Origin of the sequence: Burkholderia sp. E168m15 (assembly GCF_016586105.1) — a bacterium.
In the GTDB taxonomy this organism is placed as follows: domain Bacteria; phylum Pseudomonadota; class Gammaproteobacteria; order Burkholderiales; family Burkholderiaceae; genus Burkholderia; species Burkholderia orbicola.
In genome coordinates this window covers 1-16,405 of record NZ_BCPO01000086.1, presented here as the reverse complement: position 1 = coordinate 16,405, position 16,405 = coordinate 1, and the positions used below count along the sequence as shown (strand labels likewise).

Annotated in this window: 13 protein-coding genes; 2 read left to right on the top strand and 11 right to left on the bottom strand. The window is 66.9% G+C overall.

Features of this window, described 5'->3' with window-relative positions; all coding sequences use genetic code 11:
* Nucleotides 1–62: 62 nt before the first annotated feature.
* Nucleotides 63–1,142, top strand: a complete 1,080-nt coding sequence (locus tag JMF86_RS14595; protein WP_054928096.1) for an MBL fold metallo-hydrolase — start codon at nucleotides 63–65, stop codon at nucleotides 1,140–1,142.
* A 16-nt stretch (nucleotides 1,143–1,158) separates the two neighbouring features.
* Here the strand turns inward: JMF86_RS14595 and JMF86_RS14590 are convergent, their stop codons facing one another.
* The 6 genes from JMF86_RS14590 to argS all read right to left on the bottom strand — a co-directional run bounded on the left by JMF86_RS14590 (nucleotide 1,159) and on the right by argS (nucleotide 9,398).
* On the bottom strand, nucleotides 1,159–2,814 hold the full coding sequence (locus tag JMF86_RS14590) for an ABC-F family ATP-binding cassette domain-containing protein (RefSeq protein ID WP_054928095.1): 1,656 nt from the start codon (nucleotides 2,812–2,814) through the stop codon (nucleotides 1,159–1,161).
* Nucleotides 2,815–3,006: 192 nt separating this feature from the next.
* Complete coding sequence (locus JMF86_RS14585; RefSeq protein ID WP_054928094.1) at nucleotides 3,007–4,611, bottom strand: ABC transporter substrate-binding protein; 1,605 nt, start codon at nucleotides 4,609–4,611, stop codon at nucleotides 3,007–3,009.
* Between the two features lie 486 nt (nucleotides 4,612–5,097).
* A complete protein-coding gene (locus JMF86_RS14580; RefSeq protein WP_077180394.1) occupies nucleotides 5,098–5,871 on the bottom strand; it encodes an SDR family oxidoreductase in 774 nt (257 codons plus the stop codon).
* Between the two features lie 19 nt (nucleotides 5,872–5,890).
* The gene (locus tag JMF86_RS14575; RefSeq protein ID WP_011694426.1) at nucleotides 5,891–6,529 is read right to left on the bottom strand and encodes a thiol:disulfide interchange protein DsbA/DsbL; all 639 of its coding nucleotides are present in this window, start codon (nucleotides 6,527–6,529) and stop codon (nucleotides 5,891–5,893) included.
* A gap of 70 nt (nucleotides 6,530–6,599) precedes the next feature.
* Nucleotides 6,600–7,496 (bottom strand): SPOR domain-containing protein, encoded by an 897-nt coding sequence (locus JMF86_RS14570; protein ID WP_027809035.1) that lies wholly within the window; start codon nucleotides 7,494–7,496, stop codon nucleotides 6,600–6,602.
* 120 nt (nucleotides 7,497–7,616) lie between these two features.
* Nucleotides 7,617–9,398, bottom strand: a complete 1,782-nt coding sequence (gene argS, locus JMF86_RS14565; protein ID WP_054928092.1) for an arginine--tRNA ligase — start codon at nucleotides 9,396–9,398, stop codon at nucleotides 7,617–7,619.
* A gap of 200 nt (nucleotides 9,399–9,598) precedes the next feature.
* On the opposite strand from argS, the gene JMF86_RS14560 reads away from it, so the two are divergent.
* Nucleotides 9,599–9,922 carry a DUF1840 domain-containing protein gene (locus JMF86_RS14560; protein WP_006489103.1) on the top strand — a complete coding sequence of 108 codons (324 nt, stop codon included), beginning with the start codon at nucleotides 9,599–9,601 and terminating at the stop codon, nucleotides 9,920–9,922.
* A 314-nt stretch (nucleotides 9,923–10,236) separates the two neighbouring features.
* Here the strand turns inward: JMF86_RS14560 and JMF86_RS14555 are convergent, their stop codons facing one another.
* The 5 genes from JMF86_RS14555 to JMF86_RS14535 form a co-directional block, all read right to left on the bottom strand.
* Nucleotides 10,237–10,824, bottom strand: a complete 588-nt coding sequence (locus JMF86_RS14555; protein WP_054928091.1) for a hypothetical protein — start codon at nucleotides 10,822–10,824, stop codon at nucleotides 10,237–10,239.
* Nucleotides 10,825–11,011: 187 nt separating this feature from the next.
* A complete protein-coding gene (gene metH, locus JMF86_RS14550) occupies nucleotides 11,012–13,741 on the bottom strand; it encodes a methionine synthase (protein ID WP_372237119.1) in 2,730 nt (909 codons plus the stop codon).
* Between the two features lie 29 nt (nucleotides 13,742–13,770).
* On the bottom strand, nucleotides 13,771–14,838 hold the full coding sequence (locus JMF86_RS14545; RefSeq protein WP_006477666.1) for a homocysteine S-methyltransferase family protein: 1,068 nt from the start codon (nucleotides 14,836–14,838) through the stop codon (nucleotides 13,771–13,773).
* Between the two features lie 201 nt (nucleotides 14,839–15,039).
* On the bottom strand, nucleotides 15,040–15,297 hold the full coding sequence (locus JMF86_RS14540) for a DUF3567 domain-containing protein (RefSeq protein WP_006477667.1): 258 nt from the start codon (nucleotides 15,295–15,297) through the stop codon (nucleotides 15,040–15,042).
* Between the two features lie 253 nt (nucleotides 15,298–15,550).
* A partial coding sequence (locus JMF86_RS14535; RefSeq protein WP_201317028.1) for a DUF3108 domain-containing protein occupies nucleotides 15,551–16,405 on the bottom strand: 855 nt, incomplete at its 5' end.

Below are 16,405 nucleotides of genomic sequence, written 5' to 3'. Positions count from 1 at the left end.
CACCGCCCGCCGCGCGTGCCGCCGGCGCGCATTCGCACCGATAACGACGAGACGCCCCACCGATGAACGCCCTGGAACACCAACTCGATTACCCCTTCGCCGATAAGCTGCCCGCCGCGGGCGACACGTTCGAGGTCGCGCCCGGCGTGCGCTGGCTGCGCATGCCGCTGCCGTTCTCGCTCGATCACATCAATCTCTGGCTGCTGCGCGACGAGATCGACGGGCAGGCCGGCTGGACGGTGGTCGATTGCGGGATCGCGTCGGACGTGATCCGCACGCACTGGGAGCAGATCTTCGACACGCAGCTCGACGGCCTGCCCGTGCTGCGCGTGCTCGTCACGCACTGCCACCCCGATCACTTCGGCCTCGCGAACTGGCTGTGCGAAGGCGGTGACAAGGGCCGCTGGAACGTGCGGCTGTGGATGACGCTCGGCGAATATATGTTCGGCTGCCTGATGGCGGCCGGCAACGGATCGAACGCGGGCGGCGCGGCCGCCGCCGATCACTTCGCGCGCCACGGGCTGACCGATCCGGCCGCGCTCGACAAGCTGCGCAACCGCCGCAGCTACTACGCGGACCTCGTGCCGGCCGTGCCGCCGCGCTACCGGCGCCTGCGCGAAGGCGACGCGGTGACGATCGGCGCGCGCACGTGGCGCGTCGTCACCGGCTTCGGCCATTCGCCTGAACATTGCGCGCTCCACAGCGAAGCGGACGGCGTGCTGATTTCCGGCGACATGGTGCTGCCGCGCATCTCGACGAACGTGTCGGTGTTCGACCTCGAACCGGAAGCGAACCCGCTCGCGCTGTACCTCGAATCGCTCGGCCGCTACGAGACGATGGCGCCCGACACGCTCGTGCTGCCGTCGCACGGCAAGCCGTTCCGCGGCGTGCGCACACGCATCGCGCAACTGCGCGAACACCACGATGCGCGCCTGGCCGAGGTGCGCGTCGCGTGTGCGGAGCAGTCGATGAGCGCGGCCGATATCGTGCCGATCATGTTCCGCCGCCGCGAGCTCGATATCCACCAGATGACGTTCGCGCTCGGCGAGGCGCTTGCGCACCTGAACCTGCTGTGGCTCGCGGGCGAACTCGTGCGCGAGCAGGGCGACGACGGGGTGCTGCGGTTCCGTACCGCGGGCTGAGCGTTCTTCGTAGCGCTTACGCGACGGGTTCGTAACGCCATCCGTCGCGATGCCACTGCATCGTGTGCGTTGGTTCGAGCGCCGCGAGAAACGCGGCGTCGTGCGACGCGACCACGATCGCGCCGGGGAAGCCGGCCAGCGCCGCTTCGATCGCCCGCACCGATTCGAGATCGAGGTGATTGGTCGGCTCGTCGAGCAGCAGCAGTTGCGCGGGCGTGCCGCGCCACAACGCGCACGCGAGCGCGGCCTTCAGCCGTTCGCCGCCGCTCAGTTGCCGCGCGGGTTGCGTCGCACGCGTCGCGTCGAGTTGCAGCAGCGCGAGACGGCTGCGCAGATCACCTTCGGCAAGGGGCGTATCGAGCAGGCCCAGTTGCTCGACGATCGAGCGCTCGGCGTCGAGCAGCGCGAGCCGCTGGTCGAGATACGCGGCGCTCACGTGCGTCGTGCAGGTACCCGAACGCGGCGCGAGCTCGCCCGCGAGCATTCTCAGCAACGTCGACTTGCCGCAGCCGTTCGGGCCTGTCAGCGCGATGCGCACGGCGCCGCTTGCGGACCACGTGATCGCGTCGGCGTCGCCCGCCACCCGCCACGGCAGTTGCGCGCGTTCGAGCGTGAACAGCTGGCGGCGCGCGCTGACCTCGGTGCCCGGCAGCGATACCAGCACCGGTGCGTCGGCTTCGACGCGCGCGGCCGCTTCCTGCACGCGCGCGTCGAGCGTCGCCTTGAAGTCGCTCTGATGACGCCGGACGGTCCCCATGATCGCGCGCGCGGCGCCCTTGCGGCTCTGACGCGCCATCGACGACAGGTTGGCCGTCTTCGCGTCGCGCAGCGACGCGGCCGCGTGACGCTGGGTCGTGTCGTGTTCCTGTTCGAGCCTGCGCCGTACGCGCCCGCGCTCGGTGCGCGCATGGTCGAGCGCCGCGTGCGCGGCGTCCTGTTCCGCGTCGCGCTGCGCGCGATAGAGCGCATAGTTGCCGCCATATGAACGCGCGCCGTGCGGCGTCAGCTCGACGATGCGTTGCACGCCGGCGAGCAGCGCACGGTCGTGGCTGACGATGACGACGCCGCCGCGCCAGCCGTCGAGCGCCGTGCGCAGCCACGCGCGGCCCGGTGCATCGAGATGGTTGGTCGGTTCGTCGAGTACGAGCAGGCCGGCGCCGGACAGCAGCGCGCCGATCAGCGCCACGCGTGCGACCTGGCCGCCGCTTAGCGCGTGCGCGGGCGTGTCGGCGTGGACGTCGTGCAGGCCGGCCGCGTCGAGTGCCATGCGCAGGCGTTCCGCGAGATCCCAGCGATCGCCGATCAGGTCGAAGTCGTTCGGTGTTGCGTGGCCGTCCGCGAGACGCGCGAGCGCGCTGAGCGGTGCATCGAGCGCGGCGATCTGCGCGACGGTCCGCGGGGCCGCCGCCGCCGTGTCGTCGCGGTCATGATCATGCTGCTGTGCGACGTAGACGACGTGCGCATGCCGCTCGATCGTTCCCGCGCTGGGTGTACGGCAACCGGCGATCAGTTGCGCGAGCAGGCTCTTGCCGACGCCGTTGCGGCCGACGATGCCGGTGGGCGTGCGATCGATGGACAGGTCGAGCGAATCGAACAGCGTGATGCCGTCGTCGAAGCGGAAGGAAACGTGATGAAGCGCGACGAGCGCGCCGGTGGGCGTGGCAGCAGCCATGAGCACCTCCAAAAATGCGTGAAGACCTTCGCGCGCGGCGTGCGTGGCACGGGCGGCGAAAACATTTCGGGAAGGCTTAGTGGTTCACTTTGGCTGGCGTCCGGTATGAGGAACAGGCGCGCAGTGTAGCAAGCGCGGCGCGCGGGCCGCAAGCGAGCGGCGTGCACGCCGTCGCTTGCGCGCCACGCACGGTTACTGCATGGCGACCGTCGTGAAGTTCTGCCGTCCGAACGGACTCACGTGATAGCCGCTCACGTTCGTGCGCGTCAACGCGGCCGCGGTCGGGTAGCCGAGCGGGATCCACAGCGCCTGGTCGTGGATGATCTTCTGCGCGCTTTCATAGAGCTTCGCGCGCTTGGCTTGGTCGGCGGTCGACTTGCCGTCGGCGATCAGCTTGTCGAGCTGCGCATCGCAGAAGCGCGCGAAGTTGATGCCCGACTTCACCGCATTACAGCTGAACAGCGGCGACAGGTAGTTGTCCGGATCGCCGTTGTCGCCGGCCCAGCCCATGAACAGCATGTCATGCTGGCCGAGCTTCGCCTGCTTGATCAGCTCGCCCCATTCGATCACCTTCACCTCGGCCTTCACGCCGATCTTCGCGAGGTCGGCCTGCAGCAGTTCCGCGCCGACCTTCGGGTTCGGGTTCAGCACGCTGCCGGTCGGGCGCGTCCAGATGGTGGTCGAGAAGCCGTTCGGGAAGCCTGCCTGCGCGAGCAACTGCTTCGCCTTCGCGGGATCGTACGCATACGGCGCGACGTCCTTCGCATAGCTCCACGTATTCGGCGGATACGGGTTGTTCGCGGCCGTCGCGGTGTTGTCGAACACGACCTTCAGGTAGGTCGCGCGGTCGAACGCGAGGTTCAGCGCCTCGCGCACCTTGTCGTTGTCGAGCGGCTTCTTCTGCGTGTTCAGCGCGACGAACGCGGTCATGAACGCGGGCGTTTGCACGACCTTCAGCGCGCTTTCGCCTTTCGCGGCGAGCACGTCCTGCGGCTTCGGCGACAGCGCGATCTGGCATTCGCCGGCCTTCACCTTCTGCAGGCGCACCGACGGGTCGGGCGTGATCGCGTAGATCAGCCGGTCGACCTTCGGCTTCGCGCCCCAGTACGTCGGATTCGCGTCGTAGCGGATCAGCGCGTCCTTCGTGTAGCTCTTCAGCACGAACGGGCCGGTGCCGACCGGCTTCGCGTTCAGGTCGGCCTGCTTGCCGGCCTTCAGCAGCTGGTCCGCGTATTCGGCCGAGTAGATCGACGCGAAGCCCATCGTCAGGATCGGCACGAAGGTCGCGTTCGGCTCGTTCAGCACGAATTTCACCGTGCTGTCGTCGACCTTCGTGACCGACTTCACGAGCTTCACGAGGCCCATCGACTGCGCGTGCGGAAAGCCGCTCGCGCCGGCCACCTTGTGCCACGGATTCGCATCGTCGAGCATCCGCGTGAACGTGAACACGACATCGTCCGCGTTCAGCGCACGGCCCGGCTTGAAATAGTCGGTGGTCTGGAACGCGACGTTCGGGCGCAGGTGGAACGTGTACGTGAGGCCGTCGGCGCTCGCTTCCCATTTGTCCGCGAGCGCGGGCACGACCTTCTTCGCGGCTTCGTCGTAGGACACGAGTGTGTTGAAGATCACGTCGGCCGATGCGTTGGTCGTGACGAGCGAGTTGTACTGCACGACGTCGAAGCCGTCCGGGCTCGATTCCGTGCAGACGGTGAGCGGCTTGGCGGCGGCGAGGCCGGGGACGGCAAGGGCGGCGAGGGCCGTGGCCACGGCGGCCGCGGCGAACAGCTTGACGTGCATAGGATCTCCCACGTGGCGTGTGTTTTTCGCTGAATGACGGAGGCAGGCGCGGCCCGGAAGCGGGCAGGGCCGACGCGGCTGGCGAATAGCATACCGTCAAAGCGTGCGACGCGCGAAAAAAGGCGCCGGAACGCGGTGAATTGACCGAAAAACGGCTGCGTTCGCGACGGAATGCGTGTTGGGGCGGCGGTGTGGGCAGGTCAAGAGCGATGCGCGAGGCAACGGCGCCGAGACGGCGGTCGAACGCGAGGCGCTGAGCACATGCGTGGCGCGACTCGAGCGACGAAACAGATACGATCGCGCCAGCGATGCGTGACATGTGGTGCGCCACGGAGTCCGGAACGCGGGAACGCAAGAACGCAAGAACGCAGAAACGCAGAAACGCAGAAACGCAGGAGGGCGGGAATCCGCTCGGCTCCGCGCGATCCGACCGCGGCGATCAAGCCGCGCCCCGGCGCGAGACGTGCGCCGGGATCCACGACGCGCTCAGTGCGCGCCGGCCTTCGGCTTGCGCGGCGCCTTTTCGAACAGGCGGTCGTACAGCCAGCGCGGCAGCACGTGCAGCACCTTCGCGACGACGCCCATCTGCCACGGAATCACGCGGAATGCGTGCTGCCGGGCGATCGCGCGTGCCGCACGCGCGGCGAAGCGATCGGCGTCCATCAGGAACGGCATCCGGTACGGGTTGTGCGCGGTCATCGGCGTGCGGATGTAGCCGGGCGCGATCGTCACGACGCCGACGCCGGCCGGGCGCAGCTCGACGCGCAGCGCTTCCAGATACTTGATCGCGGCCGATTTCGACGCGCTGTACGCGCCGGAGCCGGGCAGGCCGCGCACGCCGGCGACGCTCGCGACGCCGACCAGCGTGCCGTGGCGCGCGGCCGTCATCGGGCCGACGAACGGCTCGAACGTCGCGACCATCCCGTAGTAGTTGATGTCCATTACGTCGCGGAACGCCGCGAGATCGCCCTGGCCCGTGACGGCGCCCTGGCTGATGCCCGCGTTCGCGATCACGACGTCGGGGCAGCCGTGCGCGGCGATGAACGACGCGGCGGCCGTCGCGAGCGCCTCGGCGTCGCGCACGTCGGCGGAATAGACGGAGATGGACAGCTTCGGGAACCGCCGCGCGAACGCATCGAGTGCATCGGTGCGTCGCGCGACGAGGGCGAGCGTGGCGCCCTGGCGGGCGTATTCCTCGGCCATCGCAAGGCCGAGGCCGCTCGACGCGCCGGTGATGAAGACCTTCAGCGGAGTAGTCATGCCGGCGCGCGGACGGGGATCAGAGCTTCTTGTCCTGAACTTGCTTCACGAGGAAGTCGAGCACCTGCGCGGTACCCGGGATGCTGTTCGTGTAAGCCGGGCCCGTCTTGTACTTGCCCTGGACGACGACCGTCGGCACGCCGTCGATCGCGTAGTCCTTCAGCAGCTTGGCCGACTGGTTCACCTCGCCCTGCACGCTGAACGAGTTGTACGCGTCCATGAACTTCTTCTTGTCGACGCCCTGCGTGGCCAGGAAGTCGGCCTGCGCCTGCGGCGTCAGCAGGTAGTTCTTCTGCTTGTGGATCGCGTTGAAGATCGCCGGCGTGACCTTCTCGGAGATGCCGAGCGCGGACACCGCATAGAACAGCTTCGAGTGCGGGAGGAAATCGTCACGGAATGCGACCGGCACGCGCTTGAAGTCGATGTTGTTGCCCTGCTTCTTCACCCAGGCCTCGATCGTCGGCTCGAATTCGTAGCAGTGCGGGCAGCCGTACCAGAAGAACTCGATCACCTCGACCTTGCCGGCCGGCGCGGATACCGGCTGCGGCGACTTCATCACCTCGAAGTCCTTGCCGGCGGCCGGCGCGGCGGGCGAAGCCTGGGCGAGGCCGGCGGCCAGGCCCAGGGACAGAAGGAGCGTGCTAAGCAGTTTTTTCATGTTGTGAACGTCGAATCAGTTGCTCGGGTTACGGAACGTAACGGGTTCTGCGTGGGCTCGGCCGGTTGGCTTACTGCTTCGTGAAGCGGATCACCGCCGTGTCGACACCTGCATCGGACAGGCGCTGGCGGGCCGAGTTCATATCCTCGAACTTCGAGAACGGGCCGACCCGCACGCGGAAATAGGTCACGCCACTGACGTCGCGCTTCGACACCTTCGATTCGAAGCCCTGGAAGCCGAGGCGCGCACGCTGCTGCTCGGCATCGCCTTCCGTCTTGTACGCACCGACCTGCAGGAAGTAGCCGGTGTTCGCGTCGTTCGCGGTCGGCGGCTTCGCCGCTGCTGCTGCCGCGGCCCCGGCCGACGACGTCGGCTTCGGCGTGTTCGCGGCCTGCTGCTGTTGCTGCTGCTTTTGCGCGGCGGCTTGTTGCGCCTGCTTCTGCGCGGCGAAGCGGGCGAGGTCGTCCTCGCCGCCTTGCTGCTGTTGCTGCGCCTGTTGCGTCTTCTTCGGCGGCGGCGTGGTATCGGCCGGCTTCGGCGCGACGGCGACGCCGTTGCCCGACGACGGCGTGTTCGACGCGGTGGTGTTGCTCGAGCCGGTGGCGCCGTTCGTGTTACCCGACGGCGGCACTTCGACGATCTGCGGCTCGGGCAGCAGGCCGCCCTGGGTCTGGTTCGCGGCCTGGCCGGGCGCGGTGTTCGGCGGCGCCGATTGCGCGGCCTGCGGCACCGGCTGGCCGGGCGTCTTGCCCTGCAGCGCGCGGTTCGGGTCGAACTGCTGCGGCTGGCTCGCGCCGTTGTCGGCCGGCGGCGGCGCGACTTTCGACACGAACGGCGACGGCGAACGCGTGATGTAGAGCGCCACCACCACGGCGATTGCGAGGCCGACGATCAGGCCCAGCACGATTCCAAGAAATGTCCCTCCGGCTTGTTTCGACTGCTTCGAAGTTCGGCGTGGTTGTGCCATTGCTTGAGTCACCTGCAAAAAGAATCGTGAAAAGGCTGCGGCGGGTATCCGACGACGCGCATCCGACGGCGGCCGCTGCCGCAGCCATTCGCGGCCCGGTTCGGGGCCGCGCTGACATCCTTACATCTTGGCGGGCGCGGATACGCCGAGCACCGCCAGGCCGTTCTCGAGCACCTGCCGGGTCGCGGCGAGCAGCGCGGCGCGCGCATTGCGCGGCGCCTCGTCGTCGACCAGCACGCGCTCCGCATTGTAGAACGAGTGGAATTCGCCAGCGAGATCGCGCAGGTAGAACGCGACCGCGTGCGGTGCCAGCTCGTTCGCTGCGTGCGTGAGCATGTCCGGATACTCGGCCAGCTTCTGCATCAGCGACGCCGCTTGCGTGCTCGTCAGCTGCGACAGGTCGGCGCCCGGCAGTTGCGCGACGTCGACGTTGTAGCGCGACTTCAGTTCGTTGAGCACCGAGCAGATCCGCGCATGCGCGTACTGGACGTAATAGACCGGGTTTTCGTCGTTCTGTTTCAGCGCGAGGTCGATGTCGAACACGAACTCGGTATCGGCCTTGCGCGAGATCAGGAAGAAACGCACCGCGTCGCGGCCGCGCGTGATGGTTGCCTCGTCGATCAGGTCGGGGGCCGCTTCCTGGCCCGCGGCCGCGCCGCCCGACCATTCGATCAGGTCGCGCACCGTCACGTAGCTGCCCGCGCGCTTCGAGATCTTCACTTCCTGGCCGTCGCGCATCACGGTGACCATCTTGTGCAGCACGTAGTCGGGATAGCCCTTCGGGATACCGATATGCAGCCCCTGCAGGCCGGCGCGCACGCGCGCGATCGTGCCGTGGTGGTCCGAACCCTGGATGTTGATCACCTTCGTGAAGCCGCGCTCCCACTTCGTCACGTGGTAAGCGACGTCCGGCACGAAGTACGTGTACGTGCCGTCCGACTTGCGCATCACGCGATCCTTGTCGTCGCCTTCGTCGGTCGTGCGCAGCCACAGCGCGCCGTCCTGCTCGTAGGTCATGCCGGCCTTGACCAGCGCGTCGACCGTCTTCTCGACGCGGCCTTCGCTGTACAGCGACGACTCGAGGTAGTACTGGTCGAACTTCACGCCGAACGCCTGCAGATCCATGTCCTGCTCGCGACGCAGGTAGGTGACCGCGAACTTGCGGATCGCGTCGAGATCCTCGACGTCGCCCGTGCCCTTGACCGGCTCGCCGTCGGATGCGGCGACCGTTTCGCCGTTCAGGTAGTCGCGCGCGATGTCGGCGATGTACTCGCCGTTGTACGCGGCTTCCGGCCAGCCCGCGTCGCCCGGCTTCAGGCCGCGCGCGCGCGCCTGCGTCGAGATCGCCAGGTTGCCGATCTGCACGCCCGCGTCGTTGTAGTAGAACTCGCGGTGCACCGCGTAGCCCTGGCTCGCGATCACGTTCGCGAGCACGTCGCCGAGCGCGGCCTGACGGCCGTGACCGACGTGCAGCGGGCCGGTCGGGTTGGCCGACACGAATTCCAGCAACACTTGCTTGCCTTTCTCGCGATCCGACGTGCCGAACGCGCGGCCCTGCTCGAACACGGCGGCGATCACCGCCTGTTTCGCGGCGGCCGACAGGCGCAGGTTGATGAAGCCGGGCCCGGCGATCTCGGCGGCTTCGACGAGGCCTTGCGCGGCCGGCTGCGCGGTGAGGGCGGCGACGATCTGCTCGGCGAGCTGGCGCGGATTCGTGCCGAGCGGCTTCGCGAGCTGCATCGCGACGTTGCACGCGACGTCGCCGTGCGCGGCGACCTTCGGGCGCTCCAGCGTGATGGCGGGGGCGACGAATGCTGCGTCGGCGCCTTTCAGCGCGTGTGCGACCTGCTTGACGCTATCCGCGAGCAGGGCTTCGAGGGTCTGTTTGTGTGCTGGCAGCATGCTGGTAGAAGGCTTCGTTGGTGGCGGCCGGAAACGCCGGCCCGCCGGCACGCTTTTTAAGCGCGCGTTTCAGGGATCGCAGAATTTTAACAGGTGCTAATATGCCGCTCAGGCGGCCCGCGTCCGCGAGGCCGGACGCCGGTCTGCCGGCGTTCCCCAACCGCGCCGCGCAGGCACAACAAGATGAAAAGGGAATTGTCATGATTACGTTCAAGAGCAAGGCGGCACAGGATCTCGACGTGCTGAAGGATTTCGCCGTGTATGTGCTGGGTCTCGTCGGCAAGCAGCTGGGCGAGCGCGGTGTGATCACGCACGACGAACTGGACCACGCGATCGCCAAGCTGGAAGGCGCGGTCGCGCAGGCGAAGCAGGAGCGCGCCGAGCACGCCGGCCATTTCCACGAGGACGAAGCCGACCACGCGCACCATGAAGTGCCGCCGAGCCTGGCGCAACGCGTCGCGCCGTTCCTGACGATGCTGCGCGAAGCGAAGGCCGGCCAGGCCGACGTGCACTGGGGCTTCTGAGCTTCCTTCTTCCTTGCTTGGCAGATCGAAAGGTTCGCCAGACAGGAAAAAGCCCGCTTTCGAGCGGGCTTTTTCTTTTGTCTGATGAAAATTTATGTCGAGCGGATGGCGTGCGCGAAATCGGGGCGGTAGCGCGGCGCCTGCCTTGACCGAAGGATGAAATCCCTTATAATTCAACGCAAGACTATGTGAAAGCGGGTGCGAAAACATAGCGCCGCCCGGGCAACCGGGTCCCACCTGGAGTGGGTATTTCGTCGAACGACGGAAAGAGAATCCCGCATGCGACGGCTGCCGAAAGGCGGCCGTTGGTTTTTCTACGCCCGGATCTTGCGGCCTTCGAGGCTTGCTCGCAGCAACGTGCGCAGCGCGACTTTCCGGGCTTCCCGCTGGCGCCGGTTCAGGCCGCCATCCAGCATGTAGGCCGACTGTACGCGCAGGATGAGCCGGCGTTTCCTGATCCGGTCCTTCGAAACCTCGAAGAACACCGCATACACGCGTTGCGTGCCGTCCGATGCGACCGCTTCCACCGTCACGAAATTGGGTTGCCGTTCATCCGCGACGACGATCCGGCGCGTCGCCAGCCCGACGATCACGCCGCGCAGCAGCTCCCGTGACGCGCGGTACCGGTCTGCGCAGAGCACGCGCGTTTCGCGGCCATCGTCGTAGATCTCGTCATCCGGAATGGTGTCGCGGGTGCGTCCGTCCCATTTGAGGCTGCGCGTAAAGCAGTGGCAGGAGAACAGGACCAGAACCGTCACGTCGAAGCCGGTTTCCAGATCGCAGGTGAATGCCAACGGACGCAGATGGCTCAGATCCCAGCGCTCGCCGCGGTAGATCGTCGGCGGGAACGGGCTCGCGCTGTCCGCTGGCGTTTCGGTGATCCGGATCTCGAAGGTCGACATGGCAGGAAGAACTGAGGGAGAAGGGCGCGTTATGTCGCCCACGCGCGTTGGCCCGAAAGCCCGGCGTTGCAGGACTTCGATCTCGATTATTGAGATTAGTTATCCTGATAAATCAAGTCGTTGTGCGACGCGCCCCTGGATCGGGGCGCGTGGCGATGGAAGCGGCGGGTCGCCGCAGTCGACGCGGTTACAGTTGCGGCGCGAGCGCGCGGCGCGCGTCGTCCAGCGACAGCGCCATGCGTTGCGCGTAGTCTTCGAGCTGATCCTGCCCGATTTTGCCGACCGAGAAGTAGCGGCTGTCCGGGTGCGCGAGATAGAAACCCGACACGCTCGCCGCCGGCAGCATCGCGAGCGAATCCGTCACGCTCATGCCGATCTCGTCCGCGTGCAGCACGTCGAACATGTCGCGCTTCACGAGGTGGTCGGGGCAAGCCGGATAGCCGGGCGCCGGGCGGATGCCCGCGTACTTCTCGGCGATCAGCGCGTCGTTGTCGAGCGTCTCGCCGCTCGCATAGCCCCACAGTTCGCGCCGCACGCGCGCGTGCATCGCTTCGGCGAACGCTTCCGCGAAACGGTCGGCGAGCGCCTTCAGCATGATCGCGCTGTAGTCGTCGTGGTCGGCTTCGAACTGCTTTTCCTTCACGTCGACGCCGAGGCCGGCCGTTACCGCGAACATCCCGATGTAGTCGGCCACCCCCGACTCCTTCGGCGCGATGAAGTCGGCGAGCGAACGGTTCGGCCGCATCACGCCGTCGACCACCGGGCGCACGCTCTGCTGGCGCAGGTTGCGCCACGTGAGCAGCACTTCCGAGCGTGACTCGTCGCTGTAGATCTCGATGTCGTCGTCGTTGACCGTATTGGCCGGCAGCAGCGCGATCACGCCGTTCGCGGTCAGCCAGCGGCCCTGGATCAGGCGCGCGAGCATCGACTTCGCGTCGGAGAACACGCGCCGCGCCGATTCGCCGACGATCTCGTCGTTCAGGATCGCCGGGTACGGGCCCGCGAGGTCCCAGGTCTGGAAGAACGGGCCCCAGTCGATGTAGTTCGCGAGCTCGTTCAGGTCGTAATTCTTGAACACGCGGCGGCCGATGAACTTCGGCTTCACCGGCTGGTAGCCGGCCCAGTCGACCTTGGTCTTGTTCGCGCGTGCTTCGGTGAGCGTGACCATCGGCTGCGCCTTGCGGTTCGCGTGCTGGTCGCGGATGCGTTCGTAGTCGGACTTCAGCTCGTCCAGATACTTCGCCGCGCCTTCGTCGGACAGCAGGTTCGACGCGACCGACACCGAGCGCGACGCATCCGGCACGTAGACGACCGGGCCCTCGTAGTGCGGCGCGATCTTCACGGCCGTGTGCACGCGCGACGTCGTGGCGCCGCCGATCAGCAGCGGAATCTTCTTCACGCGGAAGTAGTCGTCGCGCTGCATTTCGGACGCGACGTACGCCATTTCCTCGAGGCTCGGCGTGATGAGGCCCGACAGCCCGATGATGTCTGCGCCCTCGACCTTCGCCTTCGCGAGGATCTCGTTGCACGGGACCATCACGCCCATGTTGACCACTTCGAAGTTGTTGCACTGGAGCACGACCGACACGATGTTCTTGCCGATGTCGTGCACGTCGCCCTTCACGGTCGCGATGACGATCTTGCCCTTCGCGCGCACGTCGCCGCCCGCTTCCGCGAGCAGGCGCTTTTCTTCCTCGATGAACGGGATCAGGTGCGCGACCGCCTGCTTCATCACGCGCGCCGACTTCACGACCTGCGGCAGGAACATCTTGCCCTGGCCGAACAGGTCGCCGACGATGTTCATCCCGTCCATCAGCGGCCCTTCGATCACGTTGATCGGACGGCCGCCGGCCGCGGCGATCTTCGCGCGCACTTCCTCGGTATCCTCGACGATGAAGGTCGTGATGCCGTGCACGAGCGCATGCGAGAGCCGCTTCTCGACCGGCTGGTTGCGCCACTCGAGGTTCTCTTCCTTCTTCGCGCCGCCTGCCTTGAACTTGTCGGCGATCTCCAGCAGGCGATCGGTGGAGTCGTCGCGGCGGTTTAGGATCACGTCCTCGACGCGCTCGCGCAGTTCGGGGTCGAGATCGGCGTACACGCCGAGCTGGCCCGCGTTCACGATGCCCATGTCCATGCCGGCCTGGATCGCGTGATACAGGAACACGGTGTGGATCGCCTCGCGCACCGGGTCGTTGCCGCGGAACGAGAACGACACGTTCGACACGCCGCCGCTCACCTTCGCGTGCGGCAGGTTCTGCTTGATCCAGCGGGTCGCCTCGATGAAGTCGACCGCGTAGTTGTTGTGCTCCTCGATGCCGGTCGCGACCGCGAAGATGTTCGGGTCGAAGATGATGTCTTCGGGCGGGAAGCCGACTTCATTCACGAGGAAGTCGTACGAGCGCTTGCAGATCTCGGTCTTGCGCGCGTAGGTATCGGCCTGGCCGGTTTCGTCGAACGCCATCACGACCGCGGCCGCGCCGTAGCGGCGGATCAGGTTCGCGTGGTGGCGGAACGCGTCCTCGCCTTCCTTCAGCGAGATCGAGTTCACGATCGCCTTGCCCTGCACGCACTTGAGGCCGGCTTCGATCACCTCCCACTTCGACGAGTCGATCATGATCGGCACGCGCGCGATGTCCGGCTCCGACGCGATCAGGTTCAGGAAGCGCACCATCGCCGCCTTCGAATCGAGCATCGCTTCGTCCATGTTGATGTCGATCACCTGCGCGCCGTTCTCGACCTGCTGGCGCGCGACGGCGAGCGCCTCGTCGAACTGGCCGTTGAGGATCATCCGTGCGAACGCCTTCGAGCCGGTGACGTTGGTGCGTTCGCCGACGTTGATGAAGAGCGTCCCGGGCGTGACGTTGAACGGCTCGAGGCCGGCAAGGCGCATCATGTGATCGGTCATGGCGGTGCGAATTCTTTTGATGAAGGACGTGGGGCGGTCGGTCAGGCGTTGTCGCTGTACTGGTTCGGCCAGCGACGCGGCTTCACGTCGGCGAGCGCCTTCGCGATCTCGGCGATGTGTTCGGGCGTCGTGCCGCAGCAGCCGCCCGCGAGGTTCACGAGCCCGGCCTGCGCGAATTCCTTCAGCAGGCCCGACGTGACGTCGGGGGTTTCGTCGAAGCCGGTGTCGCTCATCGGGTTCGGCAGGCCCGCGTTCGGGTAGCACGACACGTAGGTGTCGCACAGCTTCGCGAGCTCGGCGATGTACGGGCGCATCAGCGCCGCGCCGAGCGCGCAGTTCAGGCCGAACGTGAGCGGCTTCGCATGACGCAGCGAATTCCAGAACGCCTCGACGGTCTGGCCCGACAGAATGCGGCCCGACGCATCGGTGACGGTGCCCGAGATCATGATCGGCAGGCGCTCGCCGGTGTCCTCGAACAGCTCGTCGAGCGCGAACAGCGCGGCCTTGGCGTTCAGCGTGTCGAAGATCGTCTCGACGAGGAACAGGTCGACGCCGCCGTCGAGCAGCGCCTTCGCCTGCTGGTAGTACGACGTGCGCAGCTCGTCGAACGTGACGTTGCGCGCGCCCGGATCGTTGACGTCCGGCGAGATGCTGGCCGTCTTCGGCGTCGGCCCGATCGCGCCGGCGACGAAGCGCGGCTTGTCCGGCGTCGCGTATTTCGCGGCCGATTCGCGTGCGAGCTTCGCCGATGCGACGTTCATCTCGACGACGAGATCTTCCATCCCGTAGTCGGCCTGCGCGACGGTCGTCGCGCCGAACGTGTTGGTTTCGACGATGTCGGCGCCGGCCGCGAAGTACTGGTCGTGGATCTCGCGGATGATCTGCGGTTGCGTGAGCGACAGCAGCTCGTTGTTGCCCTTGATGTCGCGCGGAAAATCCTTGAAGCGCTCGCCGCGATACGCGGCCTCGTCGAGCTTGTAGCGCTGGATCATCGTGCCCATCGCGCCGTCGAGGATCAGGATGCGCGATTTCAGCAGCGCGGGCAGGGCGGCGCCGCGCGTGTAGCGCGCGTCGAGCGGGACGGAAGCGGCGAGAGGAGTCGCAGACATGGGCGGAAGACCGGCGAAGACGGAAAACCGTCATTGTAGCCGGTGCGTCAAGGGGGCGCGGGCCCTCGCCGTGCCGGCCTGGCGGCCCGCCAAATGAAAGCCCCCGCCGGCGAGCCGGACGGGGGCAGGATCGGAGTGCACGCGGCGCCGCATCGATGCGCGGCGAATGGCCCGGCCGCGTGACGCGCCGGGCCGCGCTCGTCAGTGCAGCACGACGGGCATCATCATCAGGCTGTCGAATTGTCCGAGGAATTCGTCGACCTCGTCGAGCGACGGTTCATCCTCGATCAGCTGCTTCACGTGTGCGCGGAATCGTTCGGCAAGTTCGCCGTCGATGAAGATTTCGCGCTGCGCGTTCTTGTCGACGATTTCGTATCCGCCGGCATTCATCAGGTGATGGCCGGCCTGCGGCGCAAATTCGACGACGCAGTAGTTGGGGCTGTTGTAGATCATTTGCATGGCGGCACTCCTCTTCGCAGTGGCATCTGGCCTTGTTGTCCCCTAGGTGGGGCAAGCCTTGCCGGTTTCAAGGGGCTTGCGCTGCACACCCCGTTCTCCCGTTGCGTGGGGTGTATCGGTTAGAAGCCGATGTCTATCAAACGTTTCTCATTGTGAGCCGGTGGACTGAAATAGTTGTTAAAGAGTGTCATCGGCCATTTCCGGGAAATCTGTAATCGGTCGAAATTGCCGATTGGCGCGGATTCACGCGCGTTCACTGTGTGACAGTCGACGAGGCAGGGGGTTGCAGCGTCGCGGGCGGTGCCGCTTGCGCCGGTTCCGCTGGCTGCGCGGGCGATGCATCGGGTGTCGGCGCGGCGGCAGGCGCGTTCGTTGCGCCGGCGGGCGGGGCGACATCGGCAGGCACGCTCGGTGCGGCGAGGCGGCCGTGCCACAGCAGCTCGATCTGCGCCCCGTTCGGCTCGCTCTGCACGAGTCGCGCGGGCAGCCAGCCGAGCGACGGCGCGAGCCACATGTCGATGCGACGCGTGTCGCCGTCGCGCCGCGGCAGGCGCATGAAGTGCCGCGCCGCGATGATGCCGGCCTGCGTCTGCACCTGCTCGTCGCCGATCACGGTGATCGGCCAGGTCTCGCCGCTGTTGTTGTCGATCACGAAGAACTGCTGCGTGACGCCCGGCTTGTAGGCGGCGGGATTGCCGCGCACGAGCCCCGACAACTGCATCAGCATGCTGAAGCGGTCCTGCACGCCGTCGGGCAGCGGCGCGTTGTTCGGCGTGCGCGTGAACACGACTTGCCGGATCTCGCGGTTGAAGATCGCGATGTCTTCCGGCCGCTTGCCGCGCTTCTCGACGTAACGGTCGGGCGCGACGCCGAACGCATCGATGCGGCCTTCGCTGCGATAGGTGAACGGGCCCACGAACGGCACGGGCATCGACACCGACAGGTCGTACGTGTGCCCGTCGGTGCGCCAGTGGATCGTGCCGATCATGTTCTGCATGCCGTTGTAGAACGTGTCGTACTGCAGGTCGCCGGACGGCGGCGCGGCGAACTTCACGCCGCTCGTCGCGGGGCCGGGTGTCGCGGCGCTGGCGCCCGCGGCCGACGCGGC